We start from the raw sequence: 17998 nt of genomic DNA on the forward strand, positions 1-17998 counted from the left end.
GGCAGGAAACGGGCGTAGCCGTTGGCCCTTCCTTACTTTTTTACTACCGTGATCGTGCGGGAAGCGGGTGTGGCCGGAGGCGCATCGTCGGTTGAATCGGTACGGGGCGGCATCTTGCTATTGTAGGTAAGAACGAAGGCCTGGTACATCTGCATCATGGGGCCAGTCAGGCGCAGCTGATCGCGCTCGGGGTCGTTGATGATGCCCTGTATGCGGAAGGTGTCGAGCGCATTGTCGACGGCAAAGCTCAATTCATAGGCTGCATCAGGAGCCGGCTTCTGTACCTCGATATCATAAAAGTAGCGGTGGTCGTAATCGAGAAAAAAAGTGGCTTTCTGGTAGTTCTTGTCGAAGGAGTTGGGCGTGTTCCGGAGGGAGATCTCTTTAAGGGGAATGGAGTCATGTTCGAACCAGGCGCTGTCGCGGAAGGTCACTTCGGCCGGATCGTAAGCTACATAAAGACGTAGCTTTTGCCGGATGGAATCGGGGGTATTGATAATGCTAATCGAGTCGAAAGGGGCGAGGGGCTTCTTGCGGTTTGCAAGATAGTACATGGCAATGCCGGCCAGAACCATTGCCAATAAGATCAGCCAGGTTGTCCGCATCTTGTTTGATTTTTGGTTGGGCATAACAAATCTATACAATTTATGTGCCTGCGTCTTTTAAAACTTGCGGGTATAATTTATCCTCGATGCGTTTAGGTTACTACGTAGGTATAAATCAACTTTATAGCCGAATCTGATTCTTCACTTAAAAAAACTCTATTATTATGAAAAACAATCAATTCTCTCCATTAACGGAGCAGGAGATGATGAACATCAACGGCGGTGGCCCTTTTGATGGTATTCCAATTCTGGGTCCATTACTGGAAACAGTACTGAATACAGTTAAGCAATTGCTGGCTTCGCTGGGATTGCCTGTTAATCTGCCTATATAAGGATGTCGGGAATATATAGTCAGAAAAGGCCGGCCGCACAACCGGCCTTTTTCTTTAAGAGGCCGACCGTTCCGGCAGGCAACTTCACAACATTCCACAGCAAGTTGGTCTACTACCTCATTTCGCCCTGCAACCGCACTGCGCCAAAAACAACTACTCCTCCATCTTTTCGCTCCAGGTCAAAAAGCCTGTGAATATCTTTTGGTTCCCACGCACCGTAATGTCGGTTTCTGCTCCAGGTAAAAACAGGCCCCTTAATCACTTCATTCAGATAATGATTTTTGGCTGTAACCCGCACCCAGACTACAACCTGTGGCTATAATTTAAACCCGGGGTGGTTAGGTAAATATGTGGATAAAGGGCAATTTTAACCCATCAATCATTCCTTCATTTTTAAATTCATTTTATGAGAAACTTTGAACAATTCGAAGCATTATCTGAAACAGAAGTAGCTGCGATCAACGGTGGTGCTCCCCTCGATGGTCTGTTCACCGGCCTGAACGCTGCTCTTGGTGGTTTGGGTAATGCCCTCACTGGAGTAGGTGGTGTAACTACAGGTGCCGGCAACGCACTTACCCTGACCGGCGCCGGCCTCGGCAGCCTGTTGAACACTACTGGTTTGACAGTAGGCGTCATCGGCGCAGGTCTGGCCGGTGTTATCGGCGGAATTAAACTTCCTGTTTAATTCTCCGGCGTTTTACACTTCACTTCATCCAGGAAGACATCGTATTCCCGCACATCAGTTTATACTTTAAGCCCTGAGGCCAGTAAGGAGCTGATGAAGTAAACGTATTCACTTGGACGGTGACAGGTAACAGAATGGATTTTCACTTTTCTGAAGCCTAAAAGGCCGGTTGATCACCGGCCTTTTTATTTGCTCCGCACGGAAGGCATTTGAGTCTGCACTGAAGGACTTTCAACTCAACAAGGAAGGCCTTTCAGCAATAATTGTGGTTTCAAAGGCGCCCCCGCGCTAATAGTTGCTCCGCCGCCAGGCTGCTTTGGGTTTCGGAATCTCTACCATGTCCAGCAATTCGGATGGCTTTACCTGCAGTATCTGGCATATCTCATAATAGCGGTCGAGCGTAATGGGCGTTTTGCCATTCTCCAGTCGGCTGTAAGCATTCTGTGAAATGTGTAACATCAATGCCATGTATTCCTGCGAATACTCCCTGTTCCTTCTCAGGATACGGATCTTGGTGGCAATCAGTTCTGTTGGTGAAATGGTTTCTGGTAACATAATTTCAACAGGTTTTTGGATTGGCCCTTGCTGCCTTTTGTGGCGGGCTTTGTTTTTCATGTAAGAATATGTTTGGATCTGAATGGCCTACACCGGCATCATGCCCTGGTGTTGCTCCCACAACTGCGCATACATGGCCTTGTTGGCCAGTAACTGCTCGTGTGACCCTTCTTCAAACAATTGTCCATTCTTTAATACAACGATCTTATCTGCCTTTATAACTGTGCTCAGCCTGTGCGCGATGACAATAATTGCTTTGCCCGCCTTGCGCCAGCGTTGCAGGGTGCTCTGTACCAGCTGGTCGGCAATTGGGTCGAGTGATGACGTGGCTTCGTCCATGATCAGGATATCGGGCTGCCGGTAAAGTGCCCGCGCAATAGCCAGCCTTTGGCGCTGCCCGCCCGATAAGGTGGCGCCATGCTCTCCCAACCAGGTATTGAAGCCCGCCGGCAATTGTTCTACAAACTCTACGATGCCGAGTTCGGCAGCAATGTTGAGCACCCGCTGCATATCGGGCTCTATATCACCTACGGCAATATTCTCCAGCACCGTGGCGGCAAAGAGGTCTACCTGTTGGGGCACCACGCTTACCCGCTGCCGCAGGCTTTCCATATCAAGGTATTTGATGTCTTTTCCCCCGATCGTGATATGCCCTGTACGTACAGGATAAATGTTTTGTAACAAAGACATAAGAGTCGATTTGCCGCTGCCGCTTTCACCCACGATGGCGGTGATGCAGCCGGCAGCTATCTTCAGGTTGAACTGCCGGAACACTTCTACCCGTGTTCCATATCTGAAACTGACGTCATGGAATTGAATATCTCCCGTGGCGCCCGCCGCCAGTTTTACTTTTTGGGTATTATCTTCCTGTTCCAGGTCCATGATCTCAAACAGCCGGTCGGCCGCGATCAGGGCATCTTGCATGCTTTTGTTGGCGCCGATGATACCCATAGCCGGGCCGGTAAAATAACCGATCAATGAATAGAACGACAGCAGCTCGCCGGCTGTAAGGCTGCGGTTTACGACCATGTAAGCGCCCGTCCACAACAGGGCTACCACCAGCACACTGGTAGCGAAGCCTGCCACATTGCCGGCATGAATGCCGAAGATGCTCGCGCGGTAGATGCTTCGTAGCATACGGATGAACTTCGATTCGGTCTTCATATTGGCATGCTCTTCCAGTCCGAATCGTTTGATCGTACTCACCGTATTGAGCGATTCCACCAGTTGGCTGCCCAGTTCGGCATTGTTCTCCATCAGTATACGCTGCCATTTTTTGTTGAACCGGTTGCTGGCCATATAGAGTAAAATGTACACCGGGATAATAGTGAGCACCAGCAAGGCCAGCTTCCATTGATAGAGGAACATGACGATAAAGGAAAAGGCAACCACAAACACATGGACGATCAGCGTGGTGGCCGTTTCATTGATGAACGACCTGATCTTCACTGCATCGGTTATGCGTGACGTGATCTCGCCTACCCGCATGGTATCGAAGAATTGTTGCGGCAGTTTCAGGAGGTGTTTATAATAGCCGAGTATCAAACGGGCATCGATCTGCTGACCGGTCTTTAACGCAAATATGCTTTTGTAAGCGCCTATCAACAGTTGTAGCACCAGTATCACCAGCATTACAACCCCCATCATGTTCAGCAGGCGGGTATTGCCACCGATCAGCACATGGTCTACGATATTCTGTACGTAAAACGAAGTGGCCAGGCCGAGGACGGTATAGATAGCTGCACCAAAAACGATCTGTGCCGTTACTTCTTTGTGCGGGCGCAGCAGCAGCCAGAAACGGCGCAGGTGAGAGATCTTCTTGTTGCCTTCCTTAAAATGGTCGGCTGGCATCAGCAGTATGATGACGCCCGTCCAGATCTCTGTAAAGGCTTCATGCGGAAACTGGTGCATTTCACCGTCGGCCGGGTCCATGACGTGGATATGTTCTTTCGTCACTTTATAGATCACCACATAATGGCTCAGCCGCTTTTGCAGTACCACGTGCGCGATGGCGGGAACCGGCATATTGAACAGGGCTTCTAAGCTGCCTTTTACGCCTTTGGCCTCAAAACCTATTTTGGTGGCCGCCTCGATGAGGCCGAGTACGTTGGTGCCCTTGGTATCGGTGCCGGCATACTGGCGGATGGTGGCGATGGGCAACTGCAGGTTGTAGTGTGCCGCGACTGATTGGAGACAGGCCGCTCCACAGTCGGTAATGTCATGTTGTTTAACTTTGATGGCCTTTTTCATAGTATTGGTACCGTGTTCGGTTTTGGTAAAGGGAAACTATTGGGCGGCAACAGGCGAGGCGTGGGGATTGAGCCAGCTGTCGGCCCGCTCGTACAGTAGTTGCAACATGCCGCGACGGGCGAGGATGAACCGGCATTGTAAGGTCATCCCTTTTTTGAGATTCCCCTTTATGCCATTGGACAGTTCGAGATAACTTTTATCGAGTATACACTTCACTTTAAAAGAAGTGTTGTTGTTGACGACACTAAAATCATTGTCGACCGACAGTACTTTGCCCGGTAGTATGCCCCAGGAGTTGTAATTGAAAGCATCGATCTGGCATTTTACGGGCATGCCGTTTTGGATATAGCCAATGTCCTGCGGCGATACATACACTTCTGCTACCATGCCCGAATCGGGTGAAATATAGCCCAGCAATTCGCCGTTTTGTACGGCGCCGCCTTCGTAGCGGCCATTGAATTGTTGCACCGTACCGCTAACCGGGGCCCTGATCTCGAGCATTTCTTTTTCGCGCTGCAATTGTTTTTTGCCCGCTTGCAGGTTGCGGGCCTCCAGTCGTAGCTTTTCCAGTTCCTGCTGCCACTGGCTATGTTGGGCGGCAATGGCGGCCTGGTAAGAAGCCCTGGCCTGCTCGTAGGCATATTTCTTCTCGATGAATTCCTTTTTGGCGATCACTTTTTCTTCGTACAGTTTGTTGTACATCTGGAAGTCGGACTTCAGCTTGTCCAGTATCGACCGTTTTTCGGCCATGCCGGCCTGAAAGCCGATGTATTGTTGTTTGTAAAGATTGGTGTAAAGGCGTGCGGGGCCGGCCCCTTTGGCCAGCAACGCAAGGTCGTGCATATGGGTTTCGCGTTGGGAAAGCTCGAAGCCAGCCTGGTCGAGCTTGTTATCGGTTACTTCCTGTTTGAGGCTCAGCAACAACTGACCGGCTGTAACATGTTCCCCTTCCTGTACATGTACTTTTGAAATGCTGGCGCTGGTGAGGCTCCTCAGTTCGGATTTTTCGGTAATGGGCCGTATAATGCCGGGCACGTTCACCGATACGTCGACTTTAATAAAGATCGAAGCGATCAGGGCAGCAACCACTGCCCCCAATACAAGGGTATAGATGATCTGACTTTTGGGCTGCACCCTTGGCAGCCACGCATAGGCAGAGTCCTGCATCATCTCTGCCGGGAAGATCCTGGGCATGAAATCGCGGTTTGGTTACAGAAACTAATTCAACAGGTCATTAAACAGGAGTATCACACACAGGAAAAAAAGGAGTGGGGTTGAATCGATCGCCGGATTGGTCCGTACTATGTATACGGAACTGCATTTAACCCGGATTGAATATTAATCAAAAATAACATAACATGATGAAATCGCGTCCGGTTAAAACAATCGTGCATATTTTATCCGCGTAGGTTTTAAGTTAGTTCTTGTCATTTTATTTTAAAACCTATAGGTCTACTTTAGTTACATCTGTCATAACGACGCCGCGCTGTTAACATAGCTCCTGGAAAAAGATAATCCAATCAACGGACAGTCTTTTTTGCCATCAACTATGCTTTCTGCCCGTTTGGAGCGGCGCGGAATTGGTGGTAGCTGCTCCTCCGGTGGCTTCAATTTCTAAGGATAAGCCGTATATAAGCTGTAGATAAGCTATAGTTTAGCCGTAGATAACCTGTCCCTTTATTGATACGGCTTATCTACGGCTTATCATGATTTTATCAGCAGTGTATGGGTAAGGTATCTCTGCTCGTTGATACAAGTTTTGATCCATGCCACTGCAGGTTGAAGTCGCCACTGACCTTCAACTATTATCGATCTGGAGTAAGCTGTAGCCAATTCCCGCTATTTCTGGCAGCATTACCCCAAAACCGAACCCCATCATTCTTTATCTTTGAGCAACAACCAGTTGTCGCGTGATTACAAGTTGGGTGTGACTGGATAGAATACTTAAAATAATCAGTATCATGCATATAGCCTCCATTGTTGCCCATCTTGAGTCGATCGCACACCCTTCTTTGCAGGAGGGGTACGATAATGCCGGTTTGCTTACCGGCGATGCTGCCTGGGAATGCACCGGGGTGCTTTGTACGCTCGACGCTACCGAAGCGGTGATACTGGAAGCTGCTAAACGGGGATGTAACCTGGTGGTGGCCCATCACCCCATCATATTCGGCGGGCTGAAGAAGATCAATGGCAAAAACTATGTGGAGAAGGCAGTGATTGCTGCTATCAAGAACGATATCGCCATTTATGCCATCCATACCAACCTCGACCATGTACTGACGGGGGTAAATGGCATGATGGCCGACAAGCTGGGCCTCGTGAAACGGACCATCCTGCAGCCCAAGGCTGCCACCCTGAAAAAGCTGTACACCTTTGTTCCGCTTGCTCAGGCTACCCAGGTAAGGGACGCCATTTTTGCGGCCGGCGGAGGACATATCGGCCGATACAGCGACTGCAGTTTTGGGGTGGAAGGCACGGGCACTTTTAAGGGTGGAGAAGGGACCAATCCATTCGTGGGGCAGCCCGGGGAGCTGCACGAGGAAAAAGAGGTAAAGCTGGAAATCGTATTCCCTGCCTGGCGGCAGGCAGTCGTAGTTAAAGCCCTCATTGCCACCCATCCCTACGAGGAAGTGGCTTATGATGTTGTTGACCTGGCAAACAACCACCAGGGCATCGGATCCGGTTTGTTGGGCGAATTGCCCGATCTGATGGAGGAAAAAGAATTCCTGGCCCTTTTGAAGCGCCAGTTTGGCCTGAGCGTCATCCGGCATACCCCCCTGCTGGACAAGCCTGTGCGGAAAGTAGCCATTTGTGGGGGAGCCGGTAGTTTTTTGGTTTCCAGGGCTTTAGCTGCCGGCGCCGACTTTTATGTCACGGGCGATATGAAATATCATGAGTTTTTCGACGCCAACGACCGGATGGTGATCGCGGATATCGGCCATTTTGAGAGCGAGCAGTTTACGGCCGACCTGCTGGTGACTGTTTTGCTGGAAAAATTTCCTACCTTTGCCGTCCTTAAAAGCGAAGTGAAAACCAATCCGGTACGTTACTTCGTCTGATGCGGGCCAAAGCAATTTGGTAACTTATCTGCAAATAAAAAAACCATAAAGCATATATGGCTAACGTAAAAGAGTATTCTGTTGAGGAAAAATTGTCCTCATTGGTAACCCTCCAAAAGATCGAATCGAAGATCGATGAGATCCAGATCCTGAAAGGTGAGTTGCCGATGGAAGTGAGTGACCTGGAAGATGAGATCGCCGGTCTGCATTCTCGTCAAACCAAGATCGAAGAAGAGATCAACGGTATCCAGGAGTTCATTTCGAACAAGAAAAACCTGATCAAGGATGCAGAAGCTCTGATCAAGAAATACGAAAAGCAAAGCGAGAATGTAAAGAACAGCCGTGAGTTCGAAGCGATCAACAAAGAGATCGAAATGCAGCAACTGGAAATGAAGCTGGCTGAAAAACATATCCGCGACGCCAACGAAGAGATCGCCGAGAAGGTGGTTGTACTCGATAAGGCGAAGAAGAACATCGGTGCCAAAGAAGGTGTGTTGTCTACCAAGAAAGGTGAGCTGGAAAAGATCATCGCTGGTACTGAAAAAGAAGAAACACATTTCAATAAGCTGTCTGCCGAAGCCCGTGAAAAAGTAGAAGAGCGCCTGCTCAATTCTTACGATCGTATTCGTAAGAACTACCGCAACGGTCTTTCTGTAGTACCTGTAGAGCGCGATGCCTGTGGTGGTTGCTTCAACGCGATCCCCCCTCAGCGTCAGAGCGAGATCCGTCAGCGCAAGAAGATCATCGTTTGCGAAAACTGTGGTCGTATCCTGGTTGACCGTGACCTGTTCGACAGCGTAGAAGTTAAGTAAGTTATTTTTCGGGGGCATTGGTTAAACCAATTCCCTTTAAAGAATATCGAAAGGGCCTTCAGCAATGATGGCCCTTTTACTTTTGTACCCAGGAAAGAAATGTGCTATTCCCGGTAGTTAGACTATTTAACCGGCCGGCACGGAAATTTGACAGCTTGAATCAGGAAGGCAAGGTGGCGTGGAGTAAGGCGTTTAATTGTTATTATATTGCAGTGTCTATGATCTACCGGTTTTGTAGTTATATGTTTTGGCTATTGTGCATCGCTGTTTTACCTGCGGCGGCACAAAAGTCGTTCGACTTCAATACCAATTGCCGCCTGGCCTACAAAGAGATCATTCAGTTGCGGCTGGAGAATGGACAGCGTATGCTCGATGCAGAAAAGCTGCAACATCCGGATAACCTCATCCCGCATTTCCTCGAGAATTATATAGATTTTTTTACCCTGTTCTTCAATGAAGACCCGGCCGAGTATAAAAAGCGCATCGATAATGTAGAGGAAAGGATAGAGCTGATGAGTGAAGGCCCGGATTCTTCTCCCTTTTATCTCTATACCAAATCGGTGCTGCATTTTCAGGGCGCTGCCATCCGGGTGAAGTTTGGCGAACGCTGGGATGCCGGGTGGGAGTTTCGCCGGTCGTACCTGCAGTCGAAAGAGAATCTGAAAAGCTTCCCGTCATTTGGTCCCAATCAGCTATACTATGGCGCTATGCAGATGGTGACCGCCACGATACCCGACGGGTATAAGTGGCTAAGCAATTTGCTGGGCATGAAAGGCAATATGAAAGGAGGCATGGAACGGGTGCGGCAATTCCTGTATGGCAAGGATGAATGGAGTCAATTGTTTCATGAAGAAGCGGTTTTCTATTATTGCTATCTGCAGTTCTACCTCAACAACGATAAGAAGGGCGTGGCTGCTTTTATTGGCCAGCAACAGCTCGATGTGGTCAATAATAACCTGTTCAGTTATCTCGCTGCTAATTTGAGCTTGAATAGTCAGCAGGCCGAAAAAGCGGAGGAGGTATTGAATGCCAGGAACCGGGCGCCCGCTTACCTCGTATCGCCCGTGTGGGACCTTGAAATGGGATATGCCAAACTGCATCACCTGGAGCCCGATGCCCATATTTACTTTGAAAATTTCATCCGGCAGTTCAAAGGCAAATTCTATGTTAAAGATGTGTTGCTCAAACTCAGCTGGCACTATTACCTGCAGAATGACCAGGGTAAGGCAGATTGGTACCGCAAAGAAATTTTGAAGCGCGGCAATACGGATACGGATGCCGATAAACTGGCGCAAAAGGAAGGGAAGTCGACCCGCTGGCCCAACCGGATGTTGTTGCAGGCAAGGCTGCTGAACGATGGGGGCTATCATCGGGAAGCATTGCGTTTATTGCATGGCAAAACAACCAATGATTTTCCGGTGGTGGAAGAGCGGCTGGAATTTGCCTATCGGGTGGGCAGGCTGTACGACGATATCGGTGCATATAACGAAGCCATCCCGTTTTATAAAGAAGCCATCGGCATTGGTGAAACAAGGAAAGAATATTTTGCTGCACGGGCAGCCCTGCATATTGGTTTTATCTACGAGGGCCGTAATGATAAAAAAACGGCGATCACCTGGTTCGAAAAATGCATTGGCATGAAGGATCACGATTTCAAGAACTCCCTCGATCAGCGCGCCAAGGCCGGCATCGGCCGCTGCAAGGAGTAAGGAGCGGCCGTTGAGCTTACCGACATCAACTTTTACAAAGAATCTGGCTGCGCGTTTTTCTGACGATCAGTCGCCTTTTGCGCACCCTGCAAGGGTTTTCCCCATGAGGATAACATCTTTACAGAAATATTGATGGATTAGCTAATTTGCCCCATCGTTGTATTCCTATGCTTAAGAAACTATTTGTACAGAATTACGCTATTATCGACGAGATAGAGATCGATTTTTCGGGCAGGCTCAACATCATTACCGGTGAAACGGGGGCTGGTAAATCGATCCTGATGGGAGCGCTTTCACTGATCCTGGGCGACCGGGCCGATAGCTCCGTGCTGCTCGACCGATCCAAGAAAAGTGTGGCGGAAGGGACCTTCGACACCAACGGGCAAAAGGCCATCAAAGCATTCCTCAAAGAGAACGACCTCGATACGGAAGAAGAGCTGGTGATCCGCCGCGAGATCGCGGCCAATGGAAAGTCGCGGGCGTTCGTGAACGATACGCCGGTAAACCTGGAGCAGTTGCGCCAGTTAAGTTCATTGCTGGTTGACCTGCACCGCCAGTTCGATACGCTCGATCTCGGCGCTTCAGATTTTCAGCGCGATGTACTGGATGCGCTGGCAGGCCATGCCAGCTTGCTGCTGCAATACCGCGGTGTGTATACGCAATGGCAGCAGGCCAGGCAGGAGTTGGATAACCTGCTGCACCGGAAAAGCCAGTTCACCAAAGAATACGACTACAACAAATTTCAATACGACGAGCTGGAAGAAGCGGGCCTGAAGGAAAACGAACTGGAAGAAACCGACACTACCCTGAAACTGCTGAGTAACTCCGAAGGCATCAAAACGGCGCTTACGAAAGTGAGCTTTGAATTGAACGAGGGCGAACAGCCCATGGTGCAGCAACTGAAATCCATGTGTAATCAACTGCAGGGATATACGGCCCTCCACGCCGATCTGCCCGCACTGGTGCAACGTCTGCTGTCGGCACAGATCGAATTGCAGGATATCGCCGATGAAGTTGAGCGCATCAACGATCATGTGCAATACGATCCGCAGCGCATCGAGCAACTGAATGACCGTATGGCGGTGGGATATAAACTGCTGAAGAAGCATGGTGTAAAGACCACGGCAGAACTCCTGTCGATCAAAGCTTCGCTGGAAGAAAAACTGCAGGCGGTGTTGAACATCGATGATGCCATCGCGCAGCAGGAAAAAAGCGTTGTGAAGTTGCAGCAGGATGCGCTGGCCCTGGCCAATACCATCTCGGACAACCGCTCCAAACAGATCAAGCCATTACAGGATAAGGTTAATAAACTGCTGGCGCAGGTGGGTATGCCCAATGCACGCCTGCAGGTAGATCTGCAAAAGAACGACCAATTACAGGCCTATGGCATAGATGCCATCGAGTTCCTGTTCGATGCCAATAAAAGCAATCGATTCGAGCCTATCCGTAAAGTGGCTTCGGGTGGTGAGTTGAGCCGCCTGATGCTGTGCATCAAATCGCTGGTGGCGCAATCGCTCGACCTGGGCACGCTCATCTTCGATGAGATCGATACCGGCATTTCGGGTGAAGCGGCCAAGCAGGTGGGGGTGATCATGAAAGACCTGGCCAAGAAACGGCAGGTGATCAGCATTACCCACCAACCGCAGATTGCCGGAAAGGCCGATGCTCACTATTTTGTGTACAAACAGATCAAGGGCGATACCATCAAGACAAACATCCGGCAGTTGTCGCAGGAGGAGCGCATTACGGCCATTGCCAAAATGCTCAGCGGCGAAAAGCCTACGGCTGCCGCCCTGGAGAACGCCCGCGAAATGGTGATGAACTAACCCCCTTATGCCGCCGATACTTACCAACCTGTTTGGGTTACTGCTATTCGCGCTTTTTGCGGTGCTGCCTGCCTGGTACACCAACCGCTATTTGTTAAAAGTTGTGCGACCCAAAGAATCTTTATGGAGATTCGTGGCCTATTTGATTATATTAGCGGCCGTTGCGGTTGTCTATACCACCGTCGTGGTGTGGCTGTTGCTGCGCACCATTTTCGCTGAATGATCTATTATGACGCCTATCCTTAAAATATTGCTCTTTCCACTGCTGACAGCCGTGGTTGTCAGGATAGGGTATAGCGTTTACCTCTACTTCAATGAAAAGATCATCGGCAGCCGTACACTGCCGTCCCTCCTCCTGTTCACTGCACTCCTGATCATCGTCAATACCGGTCTGTTCCTGGGTGGTCTCCTGGGCCTGTTAAAGCTATATGAGTTGCTATCCTGAGTTTTAATACCCAATAATCCCTATTTTTACCGCCATTATTTTAAACAATCTCTTATGTCGCACAACCTACTTAAAGGAAAAAAGGGGATCATTTTTGGTGCCTTAGATGAAAAGTCCATCGCCTGGAGAACCGCGCTGCGCTGCCATGAAGAAGGCGCACAACTCGTATTGACCAACGCGCCCGTTGCCATGCGTATGGGTGAGATCAATAAACTGGCCGACACTACACAGGCTCCGGTGATTGGGGCCGACGTGACCAATATGGACGACCTGAAGAAGCTGTTCGAAGAATCGATGAAGCACTTTGGTGGCGGTATTGACTTCGTGCTGCACTCTGTGGCCATGGGCATGAACGTGCGTAAAGGCAAACACTATACCGGTATCGATTATGGATTCAACCAGAAAACACTTGACATTTCTTCCATGTCATTGCATCGCGTATTGCGCACTGCCTGGGACATGGATGCTTTGAATGAACATGCGAGTGTGGTGGGCCTTACTTATATCGCGGCACAACGAGTGTTCCCCGACTATAATGAAATGGCTGATGCCAAAGCGTTGCTCGAAGCGGTGGCCCGTAACTTCGGTTACCATTACGGTGTGCGCAAGAAGGTGCGGGTAAATACCGTATCTCAGTCGCCTGTTAAAACGACGGCTGGCAGCGGTGTAAAAGGCTTCGATGGCTTTTTGACCTATGCCGAGAAGATGAGCCCGCTGGGTAATGCCAGCGCCGATGATTGCGCCAATTATTGTGTAACCCTGTTCAGCGACCTTACCAAAATGGTAACCATGCAGAACCTGTTCCACGATGGCGGTTTCTCTTTCACCGGCGTAACGCAGGCAGTGATCGATCAAATGGAAAAATAAACGGCCGGATCGGTGCGGGGAGGAAGCTGGCTTCCACTGGATGTGCCGGCCGGTTAAGAAAAGAATAAAGAGGTGGGTTGCCGTTGCGGTAGCTCACCTTTTATTTTGTGCCTGTGCAGCTGGAACTAAAAAAGCGGACTGTTGCAGCCCGCTTTTATGAATGATGTTAACTGTAAATTAATACTCGTCTTCGTTAAAAAAGAAGTCATCCTGGCTGGGGTAATCGGGCCATATGTCCTCGATACCTTCATAGATTTCACCTTCGTCTTCCAGTTCCTGGAGATTCTCTACTACTTCAATAGGGGCGCCGCTACGGATGGCGTAATCGATCAATTCGTCCTTGGTAGCAGGCCAGGGTGCGTCTTCGAGATATGATGCAAGTTCAAGTGTCCAAAACATGAGGTGGCCGTTTTAAGATTTTCAGGAAAGGCGGCTGTTGTACGTCCTTACAACAGAAGCAAAAACTAACAATAAATTTCCGGATTGTGGTGCGCTGTTATGGATTTTCTTTTATCCTTCCAGCAAAACGATGCCCGGTAATTTTTCGCAAAAGTAACTTTCCTGCGGAAAAAACCAAATCTATCTTTGAAAAGAGGTAGCAACATTTTCTTAAATAATGCGCTTTGGCTGCCTGGCTGCCTTGAAGCCAATGGTTTGTAGTATCTTGACGCTTTGTTTTACAATCAGTGATCCATGTTAACGGCCACCAACATACATAAATATTACGATCAGCTTTGGGTATTGAGAGGGGTAGACCTGACGATCAATAAAGGGGAAATTGCCAGTATTGTAGGCCCTTCCGGATCGGGAAAGAGTACTTTACTTCATATTTTAGGTACCCTGGATCATCCCACACAGGGGGAGGTGAAAGTAAACGACCAGCGCATCAACTTCCTTGACGACAAGCAGGTAGCTGCTTTCCGCAATCGCCATATCGGATTCGTTTTCCAGTTCCATCATCTGCTGCCCGAGTTCACGGCGGTTGAAAACGTGAGTATTCCGGGCTGGATGGCCGGAAAGAAGAAGAAAGAGGTGACGGAGCGGGCGATCCAGTTGCTGGAGATGCTGGGTTTGGGCGGGCGGCTGGACAATAAGCCCAATGCCTTATCGGGTGGCGAACAGCAGCGGGTGGCGGTGGCGCGGGCCCTGATCAATAATCCGGATATCGTTTTTGCCGACGAGCCTACGGGCAACCTCGACTCGGCCAATGCGCGGGAGCTCCACCAGCTCTTTTTCGATCTGCGCAAACAATTCCATCAAACCTTTCTCATTGTTACCCATAACGAAGAACTGGCGCAGATGAGCGACCGGATACTTCATATGAAAGACGGGAAGATCGTTGTCTAAACCCGCGGTTTCCAAGGTATCTCCGGTGCTTGCAATAGTTGGCCGGCATAGCGGGCGAGTACGAACAGGTAGTCGCTCAGGCGGTTGATGTATTGCAGGATGATCGGTTCCACTTCCTGGCCTTCCAGTTCAAGTCTCACACAGCAGCGCTCGGCCCGGCGGCATACGCAGCGGGCTATGTGCAATTGGGAAATGGTCGCATGTCCGCCCGGAAGGATAAAATGCTTCATGGGTGGCAGGGCTTCCGTCATGCGATCGATCTCTTTTTCGAGGTATTGGATATCCGTATCCTTAAGGTCGGGAATGCGCATTTTGGGTTCCTTGACCGGATCGCAGGCCAGTGCCGCACCTACGGTGAAGAGGCGGTCCTGTACTTCCTGTAATACAGTGCGGCCGGTTTCGTCGCTGATCAGGTCGCGGCAGAGGCCTATGTAGGAATTGAGTTCGTCGATGGTGCCATATGCTTCGATGCGCAGGTGCGATTTGGGCACTTTGGTGCCGCCAATGAGGGAGGTGTTGCCCTTATCGCCGGTCTTGGTATAGATCTTAAATGCCATAATTGGATTTTTGATGGTGTGGCCACCCTGTGCTCCCCGGCTGTCTTAAGCGTGAACGGCTTCTTCAGTACGTCGCTTGTCGCTTTCAATGACGCCGTCGCGTAAGCGTACGATGCGGTGGGCATGGTTGGCAATGTCTTCTTCGTGTGTAACCAATACTACGGTATTGCCGCTGGCCTGTATCTTACCAAAAATGTCCATGATCTCGATCGAGGTTTTGGTATCGAGGTTACCGGTGGGCTCATCGGCCAATATGAGGGAGGGGCCGTTGACGAGGGCGCGGGCAATGGCTACGCGCTGGTTCTGTCCGCCCGAAAGTTCGTTGGGTTTGTGGTGCATCCGGTCTTCGAGGCCTACCTTTTTGATCACATCCACAGCCATCTCGGTCCGCTGCTTTTTGGGGATACCGGCATACACCAGCGGCAGGGCCACGTTTTCGAGGGCGGTAAGGCGTGGCAGCAGGTTGAACTGCTGGAATACGAACCCGATCTCCTTATTGCGCACTTCGGCCAGGGAGTCGTCGATCATTTTGCTCACGTCGTGTCCGTTCAATATATACTTACCGGCTGTGGGTGTATCCAGGCAACCGAGTATGTTCATCAAGGTACTTTTACCCGACCCGGAGGGTCCCATGAGGGCCACGTATTCATTTTTGTTGATATCGAGGTCGATACCTTTCAGAACGCGGATCTCTTGCCTGCCCATAAAATAGCTCTTACGGATCTGTTGCAGGTGGATAATAGGCTTGATCATGTGTTGTTACTTTATTTACTGTGTCTGGCAGGTATCCGGAACTAATATCCGGGATTTGCTCAGGCTTCGTTTTTACGGATCACTTTGGGCACTTTGAAGAAGGTACCGTCGGTGCCCGGTGCATTCTTAACGGCTTCTTCCCGGCTTACGGAACCCTTCACTTTGTCGTCGCGCAATACGTTCACATTGTCGCTCATGTGCAGGAGCGGTTCTACGCCGGCGGTGTCCAGTTCATTGAGTTTGTCGACGAAATGGATCATTCGTTGCAGGTCGTGCTTGATAATTTCTTTCTCTGCCTCATTGAACTGCAGGCGGGCCAGCTTGGCCAGGTTTTCCACTAATGCGTCATTGACTTCCATACCAAACAAAAATAGCTTAAAAAACGTTCCGTTCCCCTCCAAAATCGCTAACTATCTTATCTTCGCGCACTATGGAAAAGCGTGATCAGCAACAGATTGTTATGAGCGGTATCCGCCCCACCGGTTTCCTGCATTTGGGCAACTATTTCGGGGCGTTGAGGAATTTTGTGCGGATGCAGGATGAGTTTCCCTGTTATTTTATGGTGGCCGACCTGCATGCGCTGACCACCCATCCAGATACAAAGGAACTGAAGACCAATATACACCGGGTGCTGGCCGAGCATATTGCCTGCGGCCTCGACCCCGATAGAGTGGCGCTGTACTGCCAGAGCCATGTTTTCGAGACTTCCGAACTGTACCTGTACCTCAATATGCTGGCCTATAAAGGTGAGCTGGAAAAGACCACTACTTTTAAAGACAAGGCCAAGCTGCAACCCGACAATATAAACGCTGGTTTGCTCACGTATCCGGTATTACAGGCAGCAGATATCATTCTGCACCGCGCTACGCTGGTACCGGTAGGGAAGGACCAGGAGCAGCACCTTGAAATGGCGCGTACCTATGTGAACCGTTTCAACCACCGGTACGGTGACGTGTTCCCTGAACCGGTTGCCTTCAATTATGGCCAGCAACTGGTGAAGGTGCCCAGCCTCGACGGCGCCGGTAAAATGAGCAAGAGTGAGAACCAGAATGCCACGCTTTACCTTTCTGATTCCGATAAGCTGATCGTCGACAAAGTGAAGAAAGCCAAAACCGATAGCGGCCCCACTGAACCCAATTCTCCCAAACCCGACTATATCGAGAACATCTTCCTGCTGATGAAACTGGTAAGCGGCGAAGATGTCATCAAGAAGTTTGAAGATGACTACAACAACTGCACCATCCGCTATGGCGATCTTAAAAAGCAGCTGGGCGAAGACATGGTGAAGTTCATCGCACCGATCCGCGAAAAGGCGGAAGCCATCCGTAATGACGAAAAGTACCTCAAGGCTGTTATGGAAAAAGGAGCTGATAAAGCACGCGCCAGCGCACAGGCCACCATGGACCTGGTGCGCACAGCCATGGGACTGAATTATTATTAAAAACTCCTGTTCGGGTAAACCAAAAACCAAAAAGAATCAATACCTTAATTTTTTGGTCCACTCTTTCCGGCCCTTTGGCCCGGGAAACAGGATCTGATTCTATGAACTAATAACGATGGCAAAGACTAAGAAACCCAAGCATATAGCTGTAGCAGGAAATATAGGCGCCGGAAAAACCACCCTCACTGAACTGCTTAGCAAACATTACCGCTGGATACCGCAGTTCGAAGACGTGGATCACAATCCATACCTGTTCGATTTTTATGAAGACATGCCCCGCTGGAGCTTCAACCTTCAAATATACTTTCTCAACAGCCGCCTTAACCAGCTGCTGGATATTCACCGTGGTACCGAAACCGTGATCCAGGACCGCACCATTTATGAGGATGCCCACATCTTTGCACCCAACCTGCACGAAATGGGCCTCATGAGCAAACGCGACTTCGACAACTATTTTCATTTCTTCGAGACGCTCAAGTCGATGGTACAACCGCCCGACCTGCTCATCTACCTCAAGGCCTCTGTGCCTACCCTGGTAGCACAGATCCAAAAGCGGGGCCGGGAGTACGAAGAGAATATCCGCCTCGACTATCTGAAGCGCCTGAACGATTACTACAATAAATGGATCGACGGGTATAAGGAAGGCCCCCTGCTGGTGATCGATATCGACAAAAACAAATTTCCCGAGAACGATGAGCACCTCGGTGAGATCATCCGCAAAATAGATTCACAACTCTACGGACTGTTTTAATAAA

At 49.8% G+C, this 17998-nt stretch carries 20 protein-coding genes; 12 read left to right on the forward strand and 8 right to left on the reverse strand.

All coding sequences use genetic code 11. The features are described 5' to 3' along the window. Positions 1–32: 32 nt before the first annotated feature. A complete protein-coding gene (locus tag P2H89_RS03840; RefSeq protein ID WP_275825189.1) occupies positions 33–605 on the reverse strand; it encodes a hypothetical protein in 573 nt (190 codons plus the stop codon). 164 nt (positions 606–769) lie between these two features. On the opposite strand from P2H89_RS03840, the gene P2H89_RS03845 reads away from it, so the two are divergent. Both P2H89_RS03845 and P2H89_RS03850 read left to right on the forward strand, forming a co-directional pair. Next, positions 770–937, forward strand: a complete 168-nt coding sequence (locus tag P2H89_RS03845) for a bacteriocin (RefSeq protein WP_275825190.1) — start codon at positions 770–772, stop codon at positions 935–937. 406 nt (positions 938–1343) lie between these two features. Then, positions 1344–1622 carry a hypothetical protein gene (locus tag P2H89_RS03850; protein WP_275825191.1) on the forward strand — a complete coding sequence of 93 codons (279 nt, stop codon included), beginning with the start codon at positions 1344–1346 and terminating at the stop codon, positions 1620–1622. A gap of 288 nt (positions 1623–1910) precedes the next feature. On the opposite strand, the gene P2H89_RS03855 is transcribed toward P2H89_RS03850, so the two are convergent. From P2H89_RS03855 to P2H89_RS03865, 3 genes are all read right to left on the reverse strand, one after another. Further along, entirely contained in the window at positions 1911–2177 is a 267-nt protein-coding gene (locus tag P2H89_RS03855) for a helix-turn-helix transcriptional regulator (protein WP_275825192.1), read from the reverse strand. 87 nt (positions 2178–2264) lie between these two features. Beyond that, positions 2265–4427 (reverse strand): peptidase domain-containing ABC transporter, encoded by a 2163-nt coding sequence (locus P2H89_RS03860; RefSeq protein ID WP_275825193.1) that lies wholly within the window; start codon positions 4425–4427, stop codon positions 2265–2267. 36 nt (positions 4428–4463) lie between these two features. Continuing rightward, complete coding sequence (locus P2H89_RS03865) at positions 4464–5621, reverse strand: HlyD family efflux transporter periplasmic adaptor subunit (RefSeq protein ID WP_275825195.1); 1158 nt, start codon at positions 5619–5621, stop codon at positions 4464–4466. Between the two features lie 767 nt (positions 5622–6388). Here P2H89_RS03865 and P2H89_RS03870 point away from each other — a divergent pair. The 7 genes from P2H89_RS03870 (at position 6389) to P2H89_RS03900 (ending at position 13145) form a co-directional block, all read left to right on the forward strand. Continuing rightward, entirely contained in the window at positions 6389–7486 is a 1098-nt protein-coding gene (locus P2H89_RS03870) for a Nif3-like dinuclear metal center hexameric protein (protein ID WP_275825197.1), read from the forward strand. A 56-nt stretch (positions 7487–7542) separates the two neighbouring features. Beyond that, entirely contained in the window at positions 7543–8298 is a 756-nt protein-coding gene (locus P2H89_RS03875) for a C4-type zinc ribbon domain-containing protein (RefSeq protein WP_275825199.1), read from the forward strand. A 218-nt stretch (positions 8299–8516) separates the two neighbouring features. Then, complete coding sequence (locus P2H89_RS03880) at positions 8517–10007, forward strand: hypothetical protein (protein ID WP_275825201.1); 1491 nt, start codon at positions 8517–8519, stop codon at positions 10005–10007. Between the two features lie 167 nt (positions 10008–10174). Next, entirely contained in the window at positions 10175–11833 is a 1659-nt protein-coding gene (gene recN / locus P2H89_RS03885; protein WP_275825203.1) for a DNA repair protein RecN, read from the forward strand. Between the two features lie 7 nt (positions 11834–11840). Beyond that, a complete protein-coding gene (locus P2H89_RS03890) occupies positions 11841–12056 on the forward strand; it encodes a hypothetical protein (protein ID WP_275825204.1) in 216 nt (71 codons plus the stop codon). Positions 12057–12062: 6 nt separating this feature from the next. Next, positions 12063–12278, forward strand: a complete 216-nt coding sequence (locus tag P2H89_RS03895) for a hypothetical protein (protein ID WP_275825205.1) — start codon at positions 12063–12065, stop codon at positions 12276–12278. Between the two features lie 54 nt (positions 12279–12332). Beyond that, positions 12333–13145 carry an SDR family oxidoreductase gene (locus P2H89_RS03900; protein ID WP_275825206.1) on the forward strand — a complete coding sequence of 271 codons (813 nt, stop codon included), beginning with the start codon at positions 12333–12335 and terminating at the stop codon, positions 13143–13145. A gap of 177 nt (positions 13146–13322) precedes the next feature. Here P2H89_RS03900 and P2H89_RS03905 read toward each other — a convergent pair whose 3' ends face one another. Beyond that, the gene (locus P2H89_RS03905) at positions 13323–13544 is read right to left on the reverse strand and encodes a DUF2795 domain-containing protein (RefSeq protein ID WP_014221625.1); all 222 of its coding nucleotides are present in this window, start codon (positions 13542–13544) and stop codon (positions 13323–13325) included. 294 nt (positions 13545–13838) lie between these two features. Here P2H89_RS03905 and P2H89_RS03910 point away from each other — a divergent pair, with 294 nt between their 5' ends. Continuing rightward, positions 13839–14492 carry an ABC transporter ATP-binding protein gene (locus P2H89_RS03910; protein ID WP_275825210.1) on the forward strand — a complete coding sequence of 218 codons (654 nt, stop codon included), beginning with the start codon at positions 13839–13841 and terminating at the stop codon, positions 14490–14492. On the opposite strand, the gene P2H89_RS03915 is transcribed toward P2H89_RS03910, so the two are convergent. Genes P2H89_RS03915 through gatC form a run of 3 tightly spaced genes read right to left on the reverse strand, consistent with a single transcriptional unit; the run spans position 14489 to position 16161 of the window. Next, positions 14489–15049: a cob(I)yrinic acid a,c-diamide adenosyltransferase gene (locus P2H89_RS03915; protein ID WP_275825211.1), complete on the reverse strand. Its 561-nt coding sequence runs from the start codon at positions 15047–15049 to the stop codon at positions 14489–14491. The two genes, P2H89_RS03910 and P2H89_RS03915, sit on opposite strands and share 4 nt — an antisense overlap. Positions 15050–15094: 45 nt before the next feature. Beyond that, entirely contained in the window at positions 15095–15802 is a 708-nt protein-coding gene (locus P2H89_RS03920) for an ABC transporter ATP-binding protein (protein ID WP_275825213.1), read from the reverse strand. A 59-nt stretch (positions 15803–15861) separates the two neighbouring features. Then, positions 15862–16161 carry an Asp-tRNA(Asn)/Glu-tRNA(Gln) amidotransferase subunit GatC gene (gatC, locus tag P2H89_RS03925; RefSeq protein WP_275825214.1) on the reverse strand — a complete coding sequence of 100 codons (300 nt, stop codon included), beginning with the start codon at positions 16159–16161 and terminating at the stop codon, positions 15862–15864. 71 nt (positions 16162–16232) lie between these two features. On the opposite strand from gatC, the gene trpS reads away from it, so the two are divergent. Further along, entirely contained in the window at positions 16233–17243 is a 1011-nt protein-coding gene (gene trpS / locus P2H89_RS03930; RefSeq protein WP_275825215.1) for a tryptophan--tRNA ligase, read from the forward strand. A gap of 115 nt (positions 17244–17358) precedes the next feature. Then, on the forward strand, positions 17359–17994 hold the full coding sequence (locus P2H89_RS03935; RefSeq protein ID WP_275825216.1) for a deoxynucleoside kinase: 636 nt from the start codon (positions 17359–17361) through the stop codon (positions 17992–17994). Positions 17995–17998: the final 4 nt, after the last annotated feature.

It is taken from the genome of Paraflavitalea sp. CAU 1676 (assembly GCF_029223285.1).
Lineage (GTDB): Bacteria > Bacteroidota > Bacteroidia > Chitinophagales > Chitinophagaceae > Paraflavitalea.